This is a genomic window from Pseudomonas sp. SJZ074 (assembly GCF_007828215.1).
Lineage (GTDB): Bacteria > Pseudomonadota > Gammaproteobacteria > Pseudomonadales > Pseudomonadaceae > Aquipseudomonas.
In genome coordinates, this window is sequence record NZ_VIUE01000006.1 from 1 (window position 1) to 19,380 (window position 19,380).

Sequence of the window (19,380 nt, forward strand, 5' to 3'; positions counted from 1 at the left end):
CACTCGAATAAGATTTACGCATATCCAAACACCTCAGATTTGGGCGCCATCATAGCGCCCGATTGAAGTGTCCAAAATCATTAGGCCAGTTCAGCTTGCCCGCGAATGCGGAGTGTCAGTCAACATATCGTTAGCTGTTACACCGCTTTCGCGGGCAAGCCCGCTCCCACATTAGTCTTGTGGTGGTCTTAAGAGCGGGCCGCTTTCAGGCATTTCAAATCAGTAAAGTCCTTCTTCACCCCGTCGATTTTCTTCAGCAGTCGTTCGCGCTGGGGCGGGGTGCTGTCGGCCATCAGGTCGATCAGCAGGCTGCGGGCCTGGGCTTCGGTGTTGTTGTAGGCCTCGCGGTAGGCCGGGGTCCAGAGGCTTTCGCGGTTGATCAGCAGTTGTTCGATGCGTTTCGGAAAATCGGGGGCGTGGCGCTGGGCCACGGCGGCGCTGAACTGGTTTTGCCAGTGGGCGCGGTTGGCGATCCACTGCTGGTTCTGGTCGCCCAAGGCGGTGGACCAGGCCACCACGCGCTGACGTTGGGCGATGTTGAGGGGGCCGAGCCAGTCGTTCAGGCGTTTTTCCATGCGTTCGCTGCGTTCCTGGATTTGCCGTTGCAGCGACGGTTTGAGGTATTCCTGCTGGCGCTTGCGCTGGTCTTTGATGAACGCGGCGTCCATGTCGGCGACTTGTTCGTCGTTCAGGCCTTGCAGCAATTCGATGGCTGACGGGGTGATTTCCCGAGCGGTTTCGGCGATGGCGGCCTTGGCTTCCCGGGTGCGCTGCTGCAGGGCTTCGTCGGTCACCTGATCGGTCTGGACCATGGTCTTCAAGCGGTCCAGCCAATCGAGGTAACCGGGTAGTTGGGTGGTGCAGTGCCAGCTCAGGTGCTCCTTGAGGCGTTCGTTGAACCAGTCTTTTTGCTCGCCGTTGATCTCCAGATAGTCGTTGAGGGTCCAAGGGATGATCAGGTCGAGGTTGCGGTAGGCCAGGCCGATGCGGCTGCAGGCCGTGAGTAACAGCAGCAGGGCGATAAACGTGACGGTGCGTGTAAACCAGCGCGACATGAGCGAGTCCTTGCGAAGCCATCGGTGTTTTGTTTGAGCATGGCAGGCGCGCGGCAGTTCAGCCTAGTAAAACGGATGGGCCATCTTCAGGGTCAGCAGGCCGTCGCATTCGCTGTTGTGGCCGGAGTAGGCCGAACAGCTGCTGCCGCTGAGGCTGGAGTCGCTGTAGATCAGGTCCAGGTCGATGCCGCGCCACGGGCGGGAAATTTTCAACGACCAGTCGCTGAAACTGCCTACATAGCCGTTCTCGACCGAAACCGGCGTATTGAGCTGGTGGGTGGTGTATTTGGCGCTGATGCCGATGCCGAACGGCACGTTACCGCCCAGGTCGGCGAACAGCGTGCTGTTCTGTTTGTCCGGGTCGTTGCTCAAGGCTGCGCCGAAACGGCTGCCGAGCACGGTCAGGCCACCATAGAGTTCCTGGCTGTCGAGGGTGTCGACAGTGGGGTAGCTGTAGTGGATCAGGCCGACTTCGTAACCCAGGGTCTGGTCGAAGGGGTGTTTGAAACCCATGTAGGAATCCACTTCGAGGTCGGCGGAGGAGGTCAGGCCGGCGCTGGGTGACCATTGTCCAAAGTACCAGCCGCTGTCGTGGCTCAGGTCCAGGCCACCGTGAAATGAGCCGGTGCTCGAAGGCGTGACGAGGCCTTGGGCCATGCTGCGGGTGGGGCTGGTGCCGAGCTTGAGGTCGAAGTCGCCGAGTTCGCGCTGGAAGATCTGTCCGTGGACAGGAGAGCAGGCCAGCAGGCTGATGGTCAGCAAGGCAATGGGGATACGCATGCTTCACTCCGTGAATTAGCGAGGAGCAGGATAAGCTGGAACGCTTGAGCTAGAGAGGTGCAAGCATACCCACGAATACCTGGCGGTGAAGGCCGTTCGTCGATTTTTACAGGTGGGATGTGGCAGGGGAGGTTCCAGTCCAAGCGCTTCGAAGCTCAAAGCGCTTTGGGACCAGGTGATGCGGGGATTACTTCTTGCCCAGGCTGATCTGCTTGGATGGGCCGAATGTCTGGCCGCTGACGCCTTTGGCGATTTGCTGGATTTCACCGCCGGATTTGAGGAACGCAGCGATCTGGTCGTTGATCGATTCGCTGGTTTCAACGGCTGGAGCTGGCTTTGCTTTGCTGTTGGATGCTTTTACACGCATGGCGGCCATTAACCTGTCGATAATTAATTGGGCCAGGCATCGTACAGGAAATACATGGCCCTTGCTTGGCTGATATCCCGCTGATTGATCTGGATAGGGCTGGTTAATGGGTGGATTTATACCGCAGTCATTGTCCTAAGCCACTGTTTTAAATAACAACCGTCAAGGAAATATACCGTCAACTGGCCTGTGCGAATCGGTCGCATGGGTATCGTCTGCCTGACGAATGGCCGCTCCAGAGATGAAAACCCTGGAAAATCAAGGTCGGGGCGGGTGCTTTCCGCTGTCCACGAATCGCACCGCAAAACCGGGTAGAATGCCGCCCACGCAACGAGGGTATTCGGAAATGGCTTTAGTCGGGCGCTACAACAGTTTGCAAGTGGTTAAACATACGAACTTCGGTTTATATCTGGACGGTGGTGCGGACGGCGAAATTCTTTTGCCCAATCGTTATATTCCCAAGGATATTCCCAGCGAAGATGAAGACTGGCTCAATGTTTTCATTTATCTGGACAGCGACGACAAACTGATCGCAACCACGGAAAAACCCAAAGTCCAGGTCGGTGAATTCGCCAGCCTGAAAGTGGTTGAAGTCAACAGCATCGGTGTGTTCCTCGACTGGGGCCTGCCCAAGGATCTGTTGCTGCCGTTCTCGGAAGAGAAACGCCAGATGGCCGCCGGGGATTATTGTGTGGTGCATGTCTATCTCGACAAGCACACCCGCCGGATCACTGCCACTGCACGCCTGGACCGTTACCTGGACAAGACGCCGGCCAACTACACGCCGGGACAGGAAGTGGATCTGCTGGTTGCCGAGGCCACCGACATGGGCTTCAAGGCGATCATCAATAACCGCCACTGGGGACTTATCCACAAGAACGAAGTCTTTAAGTTTCTGCGCCCAGGCAAGCAGGAAAAAGGCTACATCAAGGAAATCCGTGCGGACGGCAAGATCAGCCTGAGCCTGCAGCCGGTGGGCCAGGAAGCCGCCACCAGCCTGAATGCCAAGATCCTCGCCAAGTTGCGCGACAACAACGGCACCCTGCCAGTCAGCGACAAGAGCGATCCGGCGCTGATCAGCAGCCTGTTTGGCGTGAGCAAGGGCAACTTCAAGAAAGCCATTGGTGCGCTGTACAAGAATGGGCAGATTGTCATTCATGCGGATCGTATTGAGTTGAGCTGATCTTTCAGTCGACTACAGCATTTGTGTCGGAAAGGATGTTTTTGTGGCGAGGGGATGAATCCCCTCGCCACAAAGTGCTGGGTCTAACCTTTTGATCTGGCTGTATACAAAATTCTGCACCTTTAGCATGCATTCGCGCCCTGTTCGTGGGCGTATGTCCCTTCCTGCGCGCTATGAAATCCCGCGGCACGCCGTGGTTTGTCTCACATTTTCCTGCTATGGCACGCATTCTGCGTATCGCTTCGTATACAAACCATGCCGGCTCCCGTGCGCAGTATGGTGAGCAGATCATCTCGGGGGCACGGCGGTATCCATAAGGAGCCTCCCCGATGTCTGAGCAATTGCCCAACGGCTACAGCCCCCGCCTCTATAACCAGGATTTGGGCCCGCTGCCGCAGAAATGGAATTGGTACAACATTTTCGCGTTCTGGATGAGCGATGTGCACAGCGTCGGTGGCTATGTGTTCGCCGCCAGCCTGTTCGCGTTGGGGCTGGCGAGTTGGCAGGTGTTGATCGCGCTGTTGGGCGGGATTTGCATCGTGCAGGTGATCGCTAATCTGGTGGCCAGGCCGAGCCAGCAGGCGGCGGTTCCGTATCCGGTGATCTGTCGGCTGGCGTTCGGAGTGTTCGGCGCGAACATCCCGGCGGTGATTCGCGGCTTGATTGCCGTCGCGTGGTACGGCATACAGACGTACCTGGCCTCCAGTGCGCTGATCATCGTGGTGTTGCGGTTTTTTCCTTCAATGGAAGTCTTCGCGACGCCGCATTTCGCCGGTTTGTCTTACCTGGGTTGGTTTGGTTTCCTCAGCCTGTGGTTCGTCCAGGCGCTGGTGTTCTGGGCGGGCATGGAGTCGATCCGCCGTTTCATCGACTGGGCGGGGCCAGTGGTCTATGCCGTGATGTTTCTGCTGGCCGGCTGGATCGTATGGAAGGCCGGTTGGAACAACATCAGCTTTACCCTGACGGAAAAATCCCTGTCCGGCTGGCAGGCGTTTGGTCAGGTGATCGTGGCGACGGCCCTGGTGGTGTCGTACTTTTCCGGGCCGACCCTCAATTTTGGCGATTTCAGCCGCTACTGCCGGAGCATGTCTGACGTGCGCCGGGGTAATTTCTGGGGGCTGCCGGTGAATTTCCTGGCGTTCTCGCTGGTCACCGTGGTGATTGTTTCCGGGACCTTGCCGGTGTTCGGCGAAATGCTCCATGACCCGATCGCCACCGTGGCGCGCGTCGACAACAATGTGGCGGTGTTGCTGGGGGCCTTCGCCTTCGTGACGGCCACCGTCGGCATCAATATTGTTGCCAACTTCGTCTCGCCGGCCTTCGACTTCGCCAACGTCACCCCCAGCAAGATCAGTTGGCGTGCCGGCGGCATGATCGCTGCGCTGGCGTCGATTTTCATCACGCCCTGGAACCTGTTCAACAATCCTGAAGTGATCCATTACACCCTGGATGTGCTGGCAGCCTTCATCGGCCCACTGTTCGGCATTCTGCTGGTTGACTTCTACCTGATCAAAAAGCAGTGGATTGACGTCGATGCGCTGTTCGATGACAGCCCGAGCGGGCGTTATTACTACAGCGGCGGTATCAATTGGACGGCGGTCAAGGCGTTGGCACCGGCGACGCTGATGGGCGTGGCGATCACCTTCACACCGCTGTTGCAACCGATGGCCAACTTCGCCTGGTTCACCGGCTGCTTCCTTGGCGGAGTATTGTATTTTGCCCTGGCGCGGCGTGAGTCGGTCGCGCAACCGAGCCCATCGTTCAGCTCTGTCGGCCAGGCCTGATCAACGCAAGGCAGTTTGGGGGCAGGGGGCCATCGCGCTCCGGCGGGGTAGCAGCAACCCACCGGCCAGCACCAGTCCGCAGCCGGCAACGATCAGTGCCGGTTGCAGGCCACCGCTGAAGTGGCTGCTCAGCGCCGCCAGTAGCGGCCCGCTGAGCTGGCCCACGGCAAAGCAGGCGGTCAGCAACCCGGCGTTGCGCTGGTTGGCATGGGGCGCCAGTTCCCGGGAGCGCAGCATCACCAGTTGCATGCACGCCAGGAACGGCGTGCCACACAGGATGACCCCCAGTGCCAGCCCTGGCCCGTTCCCCAGCAGGCAGGCGAACACCCCGGCGGCCTGCAACCATAACGTGCCGATCAACCAGCGGCCGGTGCTGTTCGGCGCCGGCCGACGCAGGCTCACCAGCAGCACACCGAGGGCGGCGGCCAGGCCGAAGCAGGGCCAGAACAGGTCGGCCTGCCATTGACCGTGGAATTGCGCCGAGGCCATCTGCGACAGGAACGTCGCGGGGATGATGTAGCCCACGCCGTACAAGGCGTACACCACGCCGAGCCGGGCAATGCCACGGTTCGGCGAAGAGCCGGCCGGCGGCGCAACGGTTACCGCAGCAGCGGGTTGCGGCAGGATCGGCAGCACCACCAGCAGCATCGTCAAGGCCACTCCGGCATACACCAGCCACAGCGTGGCGGACGTCTGGCCCAACAGGTTCGAGCCCAAGGCCAGCAGGCCTGTGAGAAAAATCCCCAGCCCCGGTCCGGCAAATACCAGCGCACCCAGTCGTGGCCGTCCCGCCGCGGCTGCCAGGGGTTGGCTCAAGGCCGTGATCATCACCAGCACCCAGGCACTCGCCACGCCCGTGCCGAAGCGCAGCGCCAGGTGCGGCCAGAAGCCCCAGGCCCAGAACGATGCCAGGGTCAGTAGCACGCATAGCCACAGGCCGCCGAGCAAACGTCGACGCACTTGTTCCGGGCGCTGGGCGAACATCGCGTCCAGCGCGCCGAGGAAATAACCCAGGTAGTTGGCGGCTGCAATCAGACCGGCGGCGGTCAAGTCGATCTGACCTTCGCCGATGAGATGAGGTAACTGAGGTGTAAGGGCGAAGCGGCCGATGCCCATGGCCATCATCAAGGCGATGAAGCTGGCGAGCAAGCGAACAAGGGGCGACATGGTCGTTCTCCACATTGAGGCGAATGACCGTCAGGCTAGAACCGATTGACTTTCAATAAAAATGAATAATAGTGAGTAACTTGTTCCTTTTTGGAGAATGTCGTGGAGTTCAGTCAGTTGCGGATCTTCCAGGCCGTGGCCGAGGAAGGGTCCATCACCCGTGCCGCCGAGCGCCTGCACCGGGTACCGTCGAATCTGTCGACCCGGCTCAAGCAGCTTGAGGAGCAACTGGGTGTGGATCTTTTCCTGCGGGAGCGTCAGCGTTTGCAGCTATCGCCAGCAGGAAAAGTCCTGTTGGACTATGCGGCCAAGCTCTTTGCCTTGCACGACGAAGCCCATGCGGCCGTGCAGGGCGGGCAACCGGCCGGGGAGTTTGTGTTGGGCACCATGTACAGCACGGCGGCGATACATCTGCCGGACCTGCTGGCCAGTTATCACCGGGCGTATCCGGCGGTGAACCTGCAAGTGCAGTCCGGGCCCAGCGGCGAATTGCTTGAGGGCCTGCTCACCGGGCGGCTCGATGCGGCGCTGGTGGATGGCCCGCTGGAACTGGCGGGGCTGGACGGCGTGCCGTTGTGCGACGAGCGATTGGTGGTGATCACCGAAGCCGATCATCCGCCGGTGCGCAGTGCGCTGGATGTGCAGGGCCGCTCCGTGTTTACTTTTCGCCGGGGTTGTTCGTACCGCATGCGCCTGGAGGCCTGGTTTTCCCATGATCACGCAACCATGGGCCGGGCGATGGAGATCGAGTCTTACCAGGGGATGCTGGCGTGCGTGATTGCCGGGTCCGGGGTGGCGTTGTTGTCCGAGTCGATGCTGGCCAGTATGCCGGGCCGCGAGCGGGTGGCGGTGCACCCGTTGGCCGAGCCGTTTGCCAGCGCCACGACCTGGCTGATGTGGCGCAAAGGCATGGTCGGGGCCAACCTGAACGCCTGGATCGAGTTGCAGCAACAGGCCTGGCCGCGAACGCCCGTGGCGACGGCCCAATCGGCTTGACCTACGGGCTCGGGATTTGGATCAATTCAGTAACAGATCATTGCAAACAGAGACGAGCATTGCGCAGCACATCGGACTATTATCAACGCGAAGGGGCCACAGAAATCTGCCGCTCGCACGACCCTGAGGGGGCACCACGATGAAAGAGAAAATCCAGAACTGGCTTCACGACCTGGGTGTCGCGCTCGGCCTGATCGAACCGCCCATGCAGCCGATTCCAATTCGCACCGATGACGAGCAACGCCGCCGCCAGCCGCGTCGCCGCTGATTACCTGTCAGGTCGATTTTTTGTGGGAGCGAGCCTGCTCGCGAATGCGTTGTACCAGCAGCATATGTAGTCGCTGATACGCCGCCATCGCGAGCAGGCTCGCTCCCACAGTCGTTTACCGACTATCAGACCATCTTCGCCACCACGTTCGAGCGTGGCGACAACAGACTCACCACCACAAAACTCACCAGCGCCACGCCCAGGCTGTAGTAGATCGGCGTGTTGGCGTCCAGGCCATCCTTGAGCATGAAGAACAGCGCTGTCAGAAAGCCCAGCGACATACTGGTGATCGCCCCCGCGGTGGTGGCGCGTTTCCAGTAGATGGCGCCGATCAGCGGGATCAGCATGCCGCCCACCAACAAGTTGTAGGCCAGGGTCAGGGCGCTGATCACGTCGCTGACCACCAGGGCGATGCCCAGCACCACCACGCCCATCAACAGGGTGGCGATGCGGTTTTCATGGGCGTCGGCGCCGGTGCCTTCACTGCCTTGGCGCAAGCGGGGCAGCAGATCCTGGACCACGGTGGTCGAGGCCGCGAGCAAGCCCGCCGCCGCAGTGGACATTAACGCAGCCAGTGCCGCGGCGACCACCAGCCCACGAATGCCGCTGGGCAGGCTGGTCTGGACCACGCTGGCAAAGGCGTTGTTGACGTTGGCGAGGTCCGGCAGCAACACCTTGGCCGCCATGCCGATCAGCGCTCCGGCCAGGCCGTACAGCACGCAGTACAAGCCGGCGGCGGTGCCGGCCATTTTGGCCACGCCTTCGCTGCGAGCGGTGAACACCCGCTGCCAGATATCCTGGCCGATGAAGATGCCGAAGAAGTAGATCAGGAAGTAAGTGATGATGGTGTCCCAGCCGATCGCGGTGAAATCGAAGTAGCTGGCCGGCAGTTTCGCCACCATCGCATCCCAACCGCCGGCGTCGACGATGGACATTGGCATCAGCAGGAACACCAGGCCGACGGTCATGATCAGGAATTGCACGATGTCGGTGAGGGTCAGCGACCACATGCCGCCGATGGTGGAGTACAGCACCACGACGCCGCCGCCCACCAGGATCGAGGCCCAGAAGGGCAGGCCGAACAGCACCTGCATGACGGTGCCGATGGCGATGGTCGACGTGGCCCCGATCATCAGCGCATAAACCAGCATGATCAGCGCACTGGCGTGGCGTGCGGCCGGGTTGTAGCGGCGCTCCAGCACCTGGGTGACGGTATAGATCTTCAGTTTGAGCAACGGCTTGGCCAGGAACAGGCTCAGGCCGACGATGCCCAGGCCGATGGCGCCGCACAGCCAGAACCCGGAAATCCCATGGACATAACCCAGGCGCACGGTGCCGATGGTGGACGCGCCGCCCAACACCGTGGCGGCCATGGTGCCCAGGTAGAAACCCGGGCCCAGGTTGCGCCCGGCGACCAGGTAGTCGTCACGGGTTTTGGCGCGGCGCATGCCGTACCAGCCGAGGGCGATCATGCCGGCGGCGTAGATGAGAACGACGATTAAATCCAAGGCCATGATGGCGTGTCTCCGATTGTATTTTTTATAAGAAGGTCGGGATGAGTGATGCTTTTGTGGCGAGGGGATTTATCCCCGCTGGGGTGCGCAGCGGCCCCCGAGCAGTCGACTCAAATCTGTCTGGTGCACCGAGGTATCAGGCTTTGGGACCGCTTCGCGCTCCAGCGGGGATAAATCCCCTCGCCACAGTGCTTGGCCCAGCGCTGGGTGCCGAATCGTTACTGCGCGGATCATCCGGCCCATACACCGCCGCCGGTTCCGGGAACACCCCCAGCAACACCAGGTACACCACCGAAGCCAGGCCCAGAGTCACCGGCAGGCTGATGTCGATGCCGCCGGCCAGCTCACCCAATGGCCCGACGAACTGCCCCGGCAGGTTGACGAAGCACAGCCCGACCAGTGCGCTGGGGATCCAGGCCCCCAGGCCACGCCAGTTCCAGCCGTGGCTGAACCAGTAGCGGCCGCCGGTTTCGCCGCGGGTGAAGACTTGCAGATCATCCGGGCAGTAGAAGCCGCGCCGCACCAGCAGGCCGATGATCATGATCACCATCCATGGGGTGGTGCAGGTGATGATCAGCACGGCGAAGGTCGACACGCTTTGCACCAGGTTCGCCGCGAAGCGCCCGATGAAGATGAAGGCAATCGACAGCACGCCGATCAACAGCGTCGCCTTGACCCGCGACAGTACCCGCGGAAACACGCTGGACATGTCCAACCCGGTGCCATACAGCGACGTGGTGCCGGTGGACATGCCGCCGATCACCGCAATCAGGCACACCGGCAGGAAGAACCAGGTTGGCGACACGGCCAGCAGCCCGCCCACGTAGTTATTCGCTGCGATGTAGTCCGGTGCCTTGATCGCCACGATGGTGGCGGTGGCGAGGCCGAACAGGAACGGAATCAGCGTCGCCAGTTGCGCGGCGATCACCGCCGCCATGATGCGCCGCTTGGGAGTATCGCGCGGGATGTAGCGCGACCAGTCACCGAGGAACGCACCGAAGGAAATCGGGTTGCTCATGGCCACCAGCGCCGCGCCGATGAAGGCTGCCCAGAAACCCGGCTGGCCGAGGCCGACGGTGCCGGCGAACTGGCTGTCGAAGGTCGGTGCGAAGGCAAAGATACCCAGCAGGAACAGCAGGCTGGCGGCCCACACGGCGATGCGGTTGACCCACAGCATGAAGCGGAAGCCGTAGATGCATACCGTCAGCACCAGCAGAGCGAACAGGCCGTAGGCCAGCCCCAGGCTCAGGTCGGTTTCCGGCACGCCGATCAAACGCTTGGCGCCACCGATCAGCGCGTCCCCGGAACTCCACACCGACAGCGAGAAGAACGCGATGGCGGTCAGCAGCGACAGGAACGAGCCGACGATCCGCCCGTGCACGCCGAAGTGCGCACCGGAAGACACTGCGTTGTTGGTGCCGTTGAGTGGGCCGAACAGACCCATTGGCGCGAGGATCACCGATCCCACCAGCACCCCCAGCACAATCGCCCAGACGCCGGCCTGGAAGGAAAGGCCGAACAGTACCGGGAAGCTGCCGAGCACGGCGGTGGCGAAGGTATTGGCGCCGCCGAAGATCAGCCGGAACAGGTCGCCCGGGCCGGCGGTTCGTTCGTGGTCCGGAATCTGTTCGACGCCGTTGGTTTCGATTTGCGTAAGGCTATTATCGTTATTGTTATGCATGATCTGCTCCGATCATCGAGGCGCATTCATCGGATGTGGAATGTCGCCTGTTGCTAAGGGGATGGCAGCCCTTCCGGCATTGCGGACAAATGTTCGTGACAGGCCAGCCACAGGCCTTGTTGTTCTTGGCGAAACACAATGGTTTCGCGCTCCTGGCTAAAGTGTCGCTCCCCTGACATGCGCAGCTCGGTGGCCACGTCATGGATGAAAACCGCCACGCCCCCCTGCAGGCTGACGAAGGCGTTGCTCGACGTGCACGAGAGCACCTCGAAACCCTCCTCGGAGCGCCAGCGGTCCCACAACGCCTGGTAGGCATCGCGAGACAGCAGGGGCTGTTCGAGGGTGTGGAACACGAAACTCGCATCAGCGGCGAATGCGCCAAAGTAGGCGTCGCGGTCGTTGCGAGCGAAGGCCGACACCAACTCTGCGGCGGCCTTGAGTACTTGATCCTGTTCGTTCATGACGACGCCTCAGCGATGGGCCACGCCGGGTAGTACGCAGAGCATCTCGTACAGCAGGTTGGCGCCCAGCAGCGAGGTGTTGCCGGTGGTGTCGTACGGTGGCGAGACTTCCACCAGGTCGCAACCGACCAGGTCGAGGCCCTGGCAGCCGCGCACGATTTCGATGGCCTGGATGGTGGTCAGGCCACCGATTTCCGGAGTGCCGGTGCCAGGGGCCCAGGCCGGGTCGATGCCGTCGATATCGAAACTCAGGTACACCGGACCGCCACCGACTTTCTCCCGGACTTCGGCCATCAGCGGTGCCAGGGAATGGTGCCAGCACTCTTCGGCCTGGACCACGCGAAAACCCTGGCGGCGGCTCCAGTTGAAGTCATCGGCGGTGTAGCCCTGGGCCCGCAGGCCGATTTGCACCACGCGGTCGCAATCGAGCAAGCCTTCTTCGACGGCGCGGCGGAAGGTGGTGCCGTGGGCGATTTTCTCGCCGAACATGTGATCGTTCACATCGGCGTGGGCGTCTATGTGCACCAGGCCGACCTTGCCGTGCTTCTTGTGGATGGCCCGCAGGATCGGCAGGGTGATGGTGTGATCGCCCCCCAGGGTCAGGGGGATGACGTTGTGTTCGAGAATCTTGTGGTACGACTCTTCGATGATCCGCACCGCGTCCAGCAGGTTGAAGGTGTTGATCGCCACGTCGCCGATGTCGGCCACCGACAGTGAGTCGAACGGTGCGGCGCCGGTGGCCATGTTGTAGGGGCGGATCATCACGGATTCGGCGCGGATCTCCCGCGGCCCGAAACGGGTGCCGGCGCGAAGGGAGGTGCCGATGTCCAGCGGCACGCCGACGAAGGCAGCGTCCAGGCCGGCGGCGGTGGGCACGTGGGGAAGTCGCATCATGGTGGCGATGCCGCCGAAGCGCGGCATTTCGTTGCCGCCCAGTGGTTGGTGAAGAATCTTGTCCACGGGTAAGGCCTCATCGTTTGTTTTAGTTATCAGGGGCCGATTCTGCGAAAAGCGGTGGGCAAGAAGAATCGTTGGGGGCAAATACTTAGTTCAGATTTTTCTAAACTAATGGCGGGCGGGGCGATAGACTTCGCGTCAGCGCCGTCCCCCTGTTTGGATTGGGAAGTAGTGGTCCCCTCGCCACAAAGTTTTGCAGTGAACGCTGGTATGGAGAACCCCCAATGAACGCTCTACCCGACCTGAAACTGCTACGAATCTTCGTCAGCGTGGTCCGGCACCAGGGTTTCGCCAATGCTCAGCATGAGCTCAACCTTTCCACCTCGGCCATCAGCACCTACATGAGCCAGCTGGAATCGGCCTTGGGCCTGGTGTTGTGTCATCGTGGCCGTGGCGGGTTCAGCCTGACCAGCAAGGGCGAGTTGTTCCATCAGGAAACCTTGCGCCTGTTGGGTGAGCTCGAAGGTTTCGAGCAGTACGCCGCAGCCCTGAAAGGCGAATTGCGTGGCACGTTGAACCTGGGGGTGATCGACTCCACCGTCAGCGACAAGGCTCTGCCCTTCGCCGAGGTCATCGGCGCCTACAGCCTTGAACACCCGGCGGTGCACTTGCACTTGTCGGTCATGAGCCCCTACGAACTGCAACTCGGCGTACAGGACAATCGCCTGGACCTGGCCATTGGCGCGTTTTCCACGCGCATGAGCGGGCTGGTGTACATGCCGCTGTACCGCGAGCAGCACTGGTTGTACTGCAGCAACCGCCACCCGCTGTTCAACGAGCGGCGCATCCCCGAACAGCTCATCACCCAGCAGAGGATGGTCGGGCGCGGTTACTGGAGCCAGGCCGAACTGGCCCGCCATGGCTTCAAGCACAGCGCCGCGACGGTGGAGAGCATGGAGGCGCAACTGATCCTGGTCTTGTCCGGTGCCTACATCGGCTACCTGCCCGAGCATTACGCCCAGGCCTGGGTCGACAAGGGTGACTTGCGGGTGCTGCTGCCGGCTACGTTCGGCTATCAGGCGCCGTTTTCGATGATCGTGCGCCGGGGTCGCAGCCGCGAGCCGCTGATCCAGACTTTCCGCGACCTGCTTAAAGCGCAGCTCCACCAGGCCTGAGGTGACGATGTCCAGAATTCATTGCCCGCGTTGCCACAGGCCGCAAAGCCATTGCCTGTGCCCGCTGATCCCCAGCCTCGACAGCCGCACCCGGGTCTTGCTGCTGCAACACCCCAGCGAAGTGAACCATGCCTTGAATACCGCCCGCCTGGCGGCGCTGGGGCTCAACAACGCCGAGTTGATCGTCGGTGAAGTGTTCAAGCATCTGCCTGCATTGCTAAATCGACCGGGTTATCAAGCCTGCCTGCTGTTTCCCGGCGAGGATGCGCAGCCGATGCAGGCCTATGGGCCGTCTGACGATCCGCTGCTATTGGTCGTGCCGGACGGCACCTGGCGCAAGGCGCGCAAGTTGCTGCACCTCAATCCTTCGCTGGCGGCGTTGCCGAGGGTGACGCTGGCCGACGGCAGGGTATCCCGTTATCGCTTGCGCAAGGCGCCGGGACCGGGCGCATTGTCGACGGTGGAGGCGGTTGTCCAGGCGTTGCAGATCCTGGAAGCGCCGGCGAGTTTCGAGGCATTGCTGAGGCCGTTCGAAGCGCTGATCGAAGGGCAGATTGCGGCGATGGGGGCGGAGACCTATCAGCGTAATCATGCTGGAAAATAGTGGTCGTTCTCGCGAAGGCGATAGACATTCACTGAAGATTCAAACCCGAACTACCGCTCGCGCATCGCCTCGGTCCGCGCCTTCAGCACCGGCTTGAGCAGGTAATCCAGCACACTTTTCTCCCCGGTAATAATATCCACCGTCGCCACCATCCCCGGGATGATCAGCAGCGGTTTGGTGTCGCCACCCAAATGGTTCTTATCGGTACGCACCTGGATCAGGTAGAAGCTGTTGCCCTTATCGTCGGTGATGGTGTCGGCGCCGATCAGTTCGAGCCGAGCACTCAGCCCGCCGTAGATCGTGTAGTCGTAGGCGCTGAACTTGACCATGGCTTTCTGGCCCGGATTGAGGAAGGCAACGTCCTGCGGGCGGACCTTGGCTTCGATCAGCAGGTTGTCTTCCATGGGCACGATTTCCACCATGTCGCTGCCCGGCTGCACCACGCCGCCGATGGTGTTGACCTTGAGCTGCTTGATCACCCCATGCACCGGGGAAACCACGGTGGTGCGGGTCACGCGGTCGTCGATGGCGATGCTCGATGCGGTGATTTTCGACAGGTCCGTGCGTTTCTCGTTGAGCTCCTTGGCCGCGTCGGAGCGGAACGTCTGTTCCGATTCGTCGATCTTGCTCTTGATTTCGTTGATCGCCGATTCGGCCCGGGGGATTGCCAGGGTGGTGGCGTTGAGCGAGCCACGGATCTCCACCGCGCTGCGCTTGAGCCGCAGGATCTCCACCGGCGATACCGCACCGGTGCTCACCAGCGGCGCGGACATGTTCATTTCCTCTTGCAGCAGGGCCAGGCTGGAACTGAACTGGGCTTGCTTGGAGCGAAACTCCGCCAGCTCCTGGGTCTTCTGGCGCAGTTGTTCGGTCAGAGTCCGTTGTTCGCTGGCCAGGCGCCGTTGTCGTTGTTCATATAGCGCGCGCTCGTCCTCGGCCACTTGCGGGGCCTTGGCCGTCACCTCGGCCGATACCTGGAACGGCCGCCCCTCGGCCTCCGCCGACAGGCGCTGGACCTGGGCCATCAATGCATAGCGGTCGGCCTCGCTTTCGCCCTTGTTCGACCGGTACCGCGTGTCGTCGAGGCGCAGCAGAGTATCGCCCTTGTTCACCATCTGGCCTTCGCGCACGAAAATCTCGGTGACGATGCCGCCCTCCAGGTTCTGGATCACCTGGACCTTGCTCGACGGAATCGCTTTGCCCTCGCCGGTGGTGACTTCCTGCAGGATCGCCAGTTTCGCCCACACCAGTGCGGTGACGATCAGCCCGGCGGCCAGCCACACGGTGACGCGGGATCGGCGGGGCGAATCCTGCAGCGCCGCACCGGCGGTTTCCGGCATGAACTCGCTTTCGGCACTTTTGCTGAAACTGCTGAAGTAGCTTCGGGCGGCTGGATCCGGGACTTGAGCAGACATAGGAGGATACCCGTCGATTAGGTAGATAAACTGGGTGTTGCCTTTGTGGCGAGGGAGCTTGCTAGGCCGTCCCGGAACCGACCCGACCCTTGCGCAGCGCCTCGATCACTACCTCTTTTGGCCCGTCGGCCACGATCCGGCCGCTATCCAGCACCACCAGTCGATCCACCAGGCTCAGCATCGAGGTGCGGTGGGTGACCAGTAGCAAGGTCTTGCCCTGAATGTGGGTGTGGAGCTTTTGCCGCAAAGTGTCTTCGCTGCTGTTGTCCATGGCGCTGGTGGGTTCGTCCAACAGCAGGATCGGTGGATCGAGCAGCAGGGCCCGGGCCAGCAGCACGGCTTGGCGCTGGCCGCCGGACAGCAACTGCCCGCGCTCGCCCACCGGGCGGTCGAAGCCTTGGGGATGCTGGCGAGCCAGTTCGCCGACGCCGGTCAATTCCGCCACTTCGAGCATGCGGGCATCGCTGATGTAGCGGGCGCCGAGGGTCAGGTTGTCGCGAAGGCTGCCGGCCAGCAGCGGCAGGTCATGGGCGACATAGCCGATCTGTTGGCGCAGGTCGGCGACGTCCAGTTGCCGCAGGTCCAGGCCGTCGAGCAGCAACTGGCCCTCCTGCGGTTCGTAGAATCCCATCACCAGACGCGCCAGGGTACTTTTGCCCGAGCCACTGCGACCGATGATCCCGACCCGTTCACCGGCCTTGAGCTGGAAGCTCGCGTTCGACAGCGCCGGTGTGCTCTGGTCGTTGTAGTGGAAGGTCACGCCGTGGACGTCCAGTGCCCCCTGCAATTGGGTGCGGTCCAGTGGCCGCTGCCTGGCATCGCGTTCCTGGGGCAAGGCCATCAGGGCGTCGGTGCTGCGCATGGTCAGTTGCGCCTGCTGGTAACGGGTGATCAGCCCGGCGATCTGCCCCAGTGGCGCCAGGACCCGGCTGCCAAGCATGTAGGACGCCACCAGCGCGCCGACGCTGAGATTGCCGGCGATGATGCTGTAGACCCCGGCGACGATGGTGGTCATGCCGGCCAATTGCTGCAGGAACAGAGTGCCGTTGGTCGCCAGTGCCGAGAGGTTGCGCGCGTGGCTGTCCAGGCGGGTGAGGGCGCCGTGGGTGCTTTCCCATTGGTGCTGGCGCTCGCTTTCCGCGCTGCAGGCCTTGAGGGTTTCCAGGCCGCCGAGGGTTTCGATCAGCAAGGCCTGGCGCTGGGCGCCGAGGGCCAGGCTCTTTTGTACGGTGTCGCGCAAACGCACCTGGATGATCAGCGCGAAGATCACTGTGATGGGGAACGCCACCACCGGAATGACCACCAACCAGCCCCCCAGCAAACCGATCACCAACAGCATCAGCACGGCAAAGGGCAGGTCGATCAGGCTGGTGAGGGTCACGGCGGTGAGAAATTCCCGCAGGCCCTGGAAGTCATGGATGCTCTGGGCGAACCCGCCGATGGTCACCGGCCGGACCTTCATCGCCATGCCGGTGATGCGCTCAAACAGGGTGGCGGAGAGGATCACGTCGGTTTTCTTGCCGGCGCTGTCCAGCAGGTGCGCGCGCACCACTCGCAGTACCAGCTCGAAGCCGGTGCCGATCAACAGCCCCACGGCCAACACCCACAGGGTAGACGTGGCCTGGTTCGGCACCACGCGGTCGTAGGTCTGCATGACGAACAGCGGCACCATCAACCCCAGCAGGTTGATGAGCAGACTCGCCAGGATCGCATCGCTATACAGCCAGCGCGACAATTTCAAGGTGTCGCGGAACCACGCTTCGACCCGTGGCACCAGGGGCGAGCGCAGGTCTTCGAGTTCATGGCGCGGCCGGGCGAACAACGCCTGGCCAGCATAATCGGCGCTCAGTTCCTCGCGGCTGACCCATTGCTCGCCGCCGTCGGCTTCGCAGGGCAGGATCAATGCCCGGCCGTCCTCGTGCCAGCGTCGCAATACCGCGCAACGACCACCGGCCAACAGCAGCATCACCGGTAGATTGAGCGGTGAAATCTCGCCCAGGCCACGGCGCAGCACCCGTGCCTGCAAACCGGCCCGGGCCGCTGCACGAGGCAGCAGGTCCAGGCTCAGCCGTTGGTGCGCCATTGGAAGCCCGGCGCTGAGGCTGGCGCGGCTGACCGTCGCGCCATGGAGTTTGCAGAGGATCAACAGACCATCCAGCAGAGGGTCATCGAAGCTCAGGCGCGGGTCGGCGCCGGGGATAGCGGGTTCCATGCTGGTCACATTGATCGCTCCCAGTGGGCTACTTCAATTCGGGCAGCCGTGCTTCGCTCTTGACTTCGGTCTGGGCGATGGCGTCCGCCGGCAGCACGATCCGTTGTTTGCTCAACAACAGGCCCATGTTCGCCAGCACCCGGTACATTGAGTATTCCTCGGTGTAGCGCACTTCGGTGTAGCGACGGTTGGCGTTGTACAGCTCGTTTTCACTGTCGAGCAGGTCGAGCAGGGTCCGCTGGCCGAGGCCGAACTGATCCTGGTAGGCCGCGCGCACGCGGGCAGTGGTGTCGGCATATTCCCGGGCTGTGGGGGTCTGCTTGCGAGCGTTGAGCATCGCGTTCCAGGCCAGGCGCGTGTCTTCATTGAGCTGGCGCAAGGCGTTATTGCGAATGTCCATGGCCTGGTCGATCTGGTGCGCGTTGGACGCCAGCCGTGCCTTGTCGCTGCCGCCGCGGAACAGGTTGTAGTTCATCACCACACCGACCCGCCAGTTGTTGTCGTGACCTTCTTCGCCACCGATGTTGTTATTGGCGCCCACCGCGGCCTCGGCGTCGAAGCGTGGGTAGAACGGCGACTTGGCTACTTCATATTGGCTCTCGGCGGACTGCACGTCGGCCTGGGCCGATTTCAAGTAGGGGTGATTCTCCACCATGCTCTGCTGGGCTTCGCGCAGGTCGGCGGGGATTTCGCCCTTGGTCGATGGCGGTGTTTCCAGTTCATCGGGCATGCGCCCGACCACGCTGTAGAAGTTCGCCTCGGCGTCGGCGAGGTCGACCTGGGCGGTGTCGTAGTTGTTCTCCGCCAGCGCCCGACGGGCATTGGACTGGTCGGAATCGGCCGTGCTGCCCACGCCGCGCTGGGTGCGCAGGCCGATCTGGTCATTGACCCGCAGGTGCGCCTGCAGGTTGTTCTTGGCCAGGGTCACCAGTTCTCGACGCTTGAGCACTTCGAGGTAGACCTCGATGGTACGCAGGGCCAGGTCCTGGGCGGTGCCTTGTGCGTAATAGGCCCGGGAATTGACCACGCCCTTGGTGCGCTCCACCTCATTGCTGGTGTTGAACCCGTCAAAGAGCATCTGCCGCAGGCGCAGCTCCGACTGGGTGTAATTCAGGGTGTTGGTGTTGTGATTGCCCTGTGCACGGGTGTTGGGGTTGTCGCTATAGCCACGGCCGTAGCCGGCATTCAAATCCACCGACGGAAAGAAGCCCCCCCTGGCGACCTTGACGTCTTCGTTGGCCGACAGACGGCTGTCCACCCGTTGTGCCAATTCAGGGTGAGTCGCGATGGTGCTCTGGATCGCTTCGGTCAGCGACATGGCCTGCGCAGAAGAAGAGCAGGCCATCGCCAGCAAAACCGCGCTGCAAAGAGGGGATAAAACGCGCATGGGGTGCATCTCCTGAGGTCTGTTGTGCTTCTGTGTCGCCAGAATATTGACGTATTTAAGATCAAAACCGTTTCAACCTTGTAACAACACAGCTAAGAACATCCTGAAGGAAACCTAAGAAGAATTTCTCATAAGTCTTATGCCGAAAAAAACTTATGTGCCCGGAAAAAAGCAGCACATTGTTCAAGGGTAAGTCCTTTGAAATTGCGGGCTCTGACGGCTTTTAGACGTCAAATAAAAGTTCCATTGGAATTTTTAAACAATGTGAAGAGGTGCTAACAGGGTTGAATGGGCAGGTCTTCAAGGTGACGGTTTTTTGTCGTTGTGGCGAATGGCTAGCGCTTCTTGAGCCTGCGAAAGCTGGCAGATTTTCCAGATTTCCTGGTTGTCCCTAAGCACGGGGATTTCTTCACCCATCAAAGTGCCGACCGTGG

Annotated in this window: 17 protein-coding genes; 6 read left to right on the forward strand and 11 right to left on the reverse strand. The window is 61.6% G+C overall.

Features of this window, described 5'->3' with window-relative positions:
• Nucleotides 1-188: 188 nt before the first annotated feature.
• The 3 genes from FBX99_RS09515 to FBX99_RS09525 all read right to left on the reverse strand — a co-directional run bounded on the left by FBX99_RS09515 (nucleotide 189) and on the right by FBX99_RS09525 (nucleotide 2,211).
• Nucleotides 189-1,055 (reverse strand): DUF6279 family lipoprotein, encoded by an 867-nt coding sequence (locus FBX99_RS09515; RefSeq protein ID WP_144928365.1) that lies wholly within the window; start codon nucleotides 1,053-1,055, stop codon nucleotides 189-191.
• 63 nt (nucleotides 1,056-1,118) lie between these two features.
• Entirely contained in the window at nucleotides 1,119-1,835 is a 717-nt protein-coding gene (locus tag FBX99_RS09520; RefSeq protein WP_144928363.1) for a TorF family putative porin, read from the reverse strand.
• A 187-nt stretch (nucleotides 1,836-2,022) separates the two neighbouring features.
• Nucleotides 2,023-2,211 carry a hypothetical protein gene (locus FBX99_RS09525; protein ID WP_016702300.1) on the reverse strand — a complete coding sequence of 63 codons (189 nt, stop codon included), beginning with the start codon at nucleotides 2,209-2,211 and terminating at the stop codon, nucleotides 2,023-2,025.
• A gap of 337 nt (nucleotides 2,212-2,548) precedes the next feature.
• Here FBX99_RS09525 and FBX99_RS09530 point away from each other — a divergent pair, with 337 nt between their 5' ends.
• Both FBX99_RS09530 and FBX99_RS09535 read left to right on the forward strand, forming a co-directional pair.
• Entirely contained in the window at nucleotides 2,549-3,385 is an 837-nt protein-coding gene (locus FBX99_RS09530) for a S1 RNA-binding domain-containing protein (RefSeq protein WP_144928361.1), read from the forward strand.
• A 329-nt stretch (nucleotides 3,386-3,714) separates the two neighbouring features.
• Nucleotides 3,715-5,169, forward strand: a complete 1,455-nt coding sequence (locus FBX99_RS09535) for an NCS1 family nucleobase:cation symporter-1 (protein ID WP_145131321.1) — start codon at nucleotides 3,715-3,717, stop codon at nucleotides 5,167-5,169.
• Here the strand turns inward: FBX99_RS09535 and FBX99_RS09540 are convergent, their stop codons facing one another.
• Nucleotides 5,170-6,336 carry an MFS transporter gene (locus tag FBX99_RS09540; RefSeq protein WP_145131323.1) on the reverse strand — a complete coding sequence of 389 codons (1,167 nt, stop codon included), beginning with the start codon at nucleotides 6,334-6,336 and terminating at the stop codon, nucleotides 5,170-5,172.
• A gap of 102 nt (nucleotides 6,337-6,438) precedes the next feature.
• Here FBX99_RS09540 and FBX99_RS09545 point away from each other — a divergent pair, with 102 nt between their 5' ends.
• Nucleotides 6,439-7,332: a LysR family transcriptional regulator gene (locus FBX99_RS09545; RefSeq protein WP_145131325.1), complete on the forward strand. Its 894-nt coding sequence runs from the start codon at nucleotides 6,439-6,441 to the stop codon at nucleotides 7,330-7,332.
• Nucleotides 7,333-7,471: 139 nt separating this feature from the next.
• Nucleotides 7,472-7,600: a PA1414 family protein gene (locus tag FBX99_RS29145; protein ID WP_256222727.1), complete on the forward strand. Its 129-nt coding sequence runs from the start codon at nucleotides 7,472-7,474 to the stop codon at nucleotides 7,598-7,600.
• A 125-nt stretch (nucleotides 7,601-7,725) separates the two neighbouring features.
• On the opposite strand, the gene FBX99_RS09550 is transcribed toward FBX99_RS29145, so the two are convergent.
• From FBX99_RS09550 to speB, 4 genes are all read right to left on the reverse strand, one after another.
• Entirely contained in the window at nucleotides 7,726-9,114 is a 1,389-nt protein-coding gene (locus tag FBX99_RS09550; protein WP_144928353.1) for a sodium:solute symporter, read from the reverse strand.
• A gap of 136 nt (nucleotides 9,115-9,250) precedes the next feature.
• Nucleotides 9,251-10,798: a cytosine permease gene (locus FBX99_RS09555; protein WP_256662516.1), complete on the reverse strand. Its 1,548-nt coding sequence runs from the start codon at nucleotides 10,796-10,798 to the stop codon at nucleotides 9,251-9,253.
• 50 nt (nucleotides 10,799-10,848) lie between these two features.
• A complete protein-coding gene (locus FBX99_RS09560; RefSeq protein ID WP_145131327.1) occupies nucleotides 10,849-11,256 on the reverse strand; it encodes a nuclear transport factor 2 family protein in 408 nt (135 codons plus the stop codon).
• Between the two features lie 9 nt (nucleotides 11,257-11,265).
• Nucleotides 11,266-12,216, reverse strand: a complete 951-nt coding sequence (speB, locus tag FBX99_RS09565; RefSeq protein ID WP_024779101.1) for an agmatinase — start codon at nucleotides 12,214-12,216, stop codon at nucleotides 11,266-11,268.
• Nucleotides 12,217-12,437: 221 nt separating this feature from the next.
• Between speB and FBX99_RS09570 the strand changes: the two genes are divergently transcribed.
• Together FBX99_RS09570 and FBX99_RS09575 are read left to right on the forward strand one after the other, a co-directional pair.
• Nucleotides 12,438-13,328 carry a LysR family transcriptional regulator gene (locus tag FBX99_RS09570; RefSeq protein WP_145131329.1) on the forward strand — a complete coding sequence of 297 codons (891 nt, stop codon included), beginning with the start codon at nucleotides 12,438-12,440 and terminating at the stop codon, nucleotides 13,326-13,328.
• Nucleotides 13,329-13,335: 7 nt separating this feature from the next.
• Nucleotides 13,336-13,932, forward strand: a complete 597-nt coding sequence (locus FBX99_RS09575) for a tRNA-uridine aminocarboxypropyltransferase (protein WP_145131331.1) — start codon at nucleotides 13,336-13,338, stop codon at nucleotides 13,930-13,932.
• 50 nt (nucleotides 13,933-13,982) lie between these two features.
• Here the strand turns inward: FBX99_RS09575 and FBX99_RS09580 are convergent, their stop codons facing one another.
• The 3 genes from FBX99_RS09580 to FBX99_RS09590 all read right to left on the reverse strand — a co-directional run bounded on the left by FBX99_RS09580 (nucleotide 13,983) and on the right by FBX99_RS09590 (nucleotide 18,946).
• On the reverse strand, nucleotides 13,983-15,347 hold the full coding sequence (locus tag FBX99_RS09580) for an HlyD family type I secretion periplasmic adaptor subunit (protein ID WP_144928343.1): 1,365 nt from the start codon (nucleotides 15,345-15,347) through the stop codon (nucleotides 13,983-13,985).
• Between the two features lie 61 nt (nucleotides 15,348-15,408).
• Nucleotides 15,409-17,568, reverse strand: a complete 2,160-nt coding sequence (locus FBX99_RS09585) for a type I secretion system permease/ATPase (protein ID WP_144928342.1) — start codon at nucleotides 17,566-17,568, stop codon at nucleotides 15,409-15,411.
• 19 nt (nucleotides 17,569-17,587) lie between these two features.
• Nucleotides 17,588-18,946, reverse strand: a complete 1,359-nt coding sequence (locus FBX99_RS09590) for a TolC family outer membrane protein (RefSeq protein ID WP_144928340.1) — start codon at nucleotides 18,944-18,946, stop codon at nucleotides 17,588-17,590.
• Nucleotides 18,947-19,380: the final 434 nt, after the last annotated feature.

Bases quoted from the DNA above. Each gene is read 5' to 3' on its own strand.
- FBX99_RS09515 (WP_144928365.1), bottom strand. From the start codon at position 1,055: ATGTCGCGCTGGTTTACACGCACCGTCACGTTTATCGCCCTGCTGCTG.
- FBX99_RS09520 (WP_144928363.1), bottom strand. From the start codon at position 1,835: ATGCGTATCCCCATTGCCTTGCTGACCATCAGCCTGCTGGCCTGCTCT.
- FBX99_RS09525 (WP_016702300.1), bottom strand. From the start codon at position 2,211: ATGGCCGCCATGCGTGTAAAAGCATCCAACAGCAAAGCAAAGCCAGCT.
- FBX99_RS09530 (WP_144928361.1), top strand. From the start codon at position 2,549: ATGGCTTTAGTCGGGCGCTACAACAGTTTGCAAGTGGTTAAACATACG.
- FBX99_RS09535 (WP_145131321.1), top strand. From the start codon at position 3,715: ATGTCTGAGCAATTGCCCAACGGCTACAGCCCCCGCCTCTATAACCAG.
- FBX99_RS09540 (WP_145131323.1), bottom strand. From the start codon at position 6,336: ATGTCGCCCCTTGTTCGCTTGCTCGCCAGCTTCATCGCCTTGATGATG.
- FBX99_RS29145 (WP_256222727.1), top strand. From the start codon at position 7,472: ATGAAAGAGAAAATCCAGAACTGGCTTCACGACCTGGGTGTCGCGCTC.
- FBX99_RS09550 (WP_144928353.1), bottom strand. From the start codon at position 9,114: ATGGCCTTGGATTTAATCGTCGTTCTCATCTACGCCGCCGGCATGATC.
- FBX99_RS09560 (WP_145131327.1), bottom strand. From the start codon at position 11,256: ATGAACGAACAGGATCAAGTACTCAAGGCCGCCGCAGAGTTGGTGTCG.
- FBX99_RS09570 (WP_145131329.1), top strand. From the start codon at position 12,438: ATGAACGCTCTACCCGACCTGAAACTGCTACGAATCTTCGTCAGCGTG.
- FBX99_RS09575 (WP_145131331.1), top strand. From the start codon at position 13,336: ATGTCCAGAATTCATTGCCCGCGTTGCCACAGGCCGCAAAGCCATTGC.
- FBX99_RS09580 (WP_144928343.1), bottom strand. From the start codon at position 15,347: ATGTCTGCTCAAGTCCCGGATCCAGCCGCCCGAAGCTACTTCAGCAGT.
- FBX99_RS09590 (WP_144928340.1), bottom strand. From the start codon at position 18,946: ATGCGCGTTTTATCCCCTCTTTGCAGCGCGGTTTTGCTGGCGATGGCC.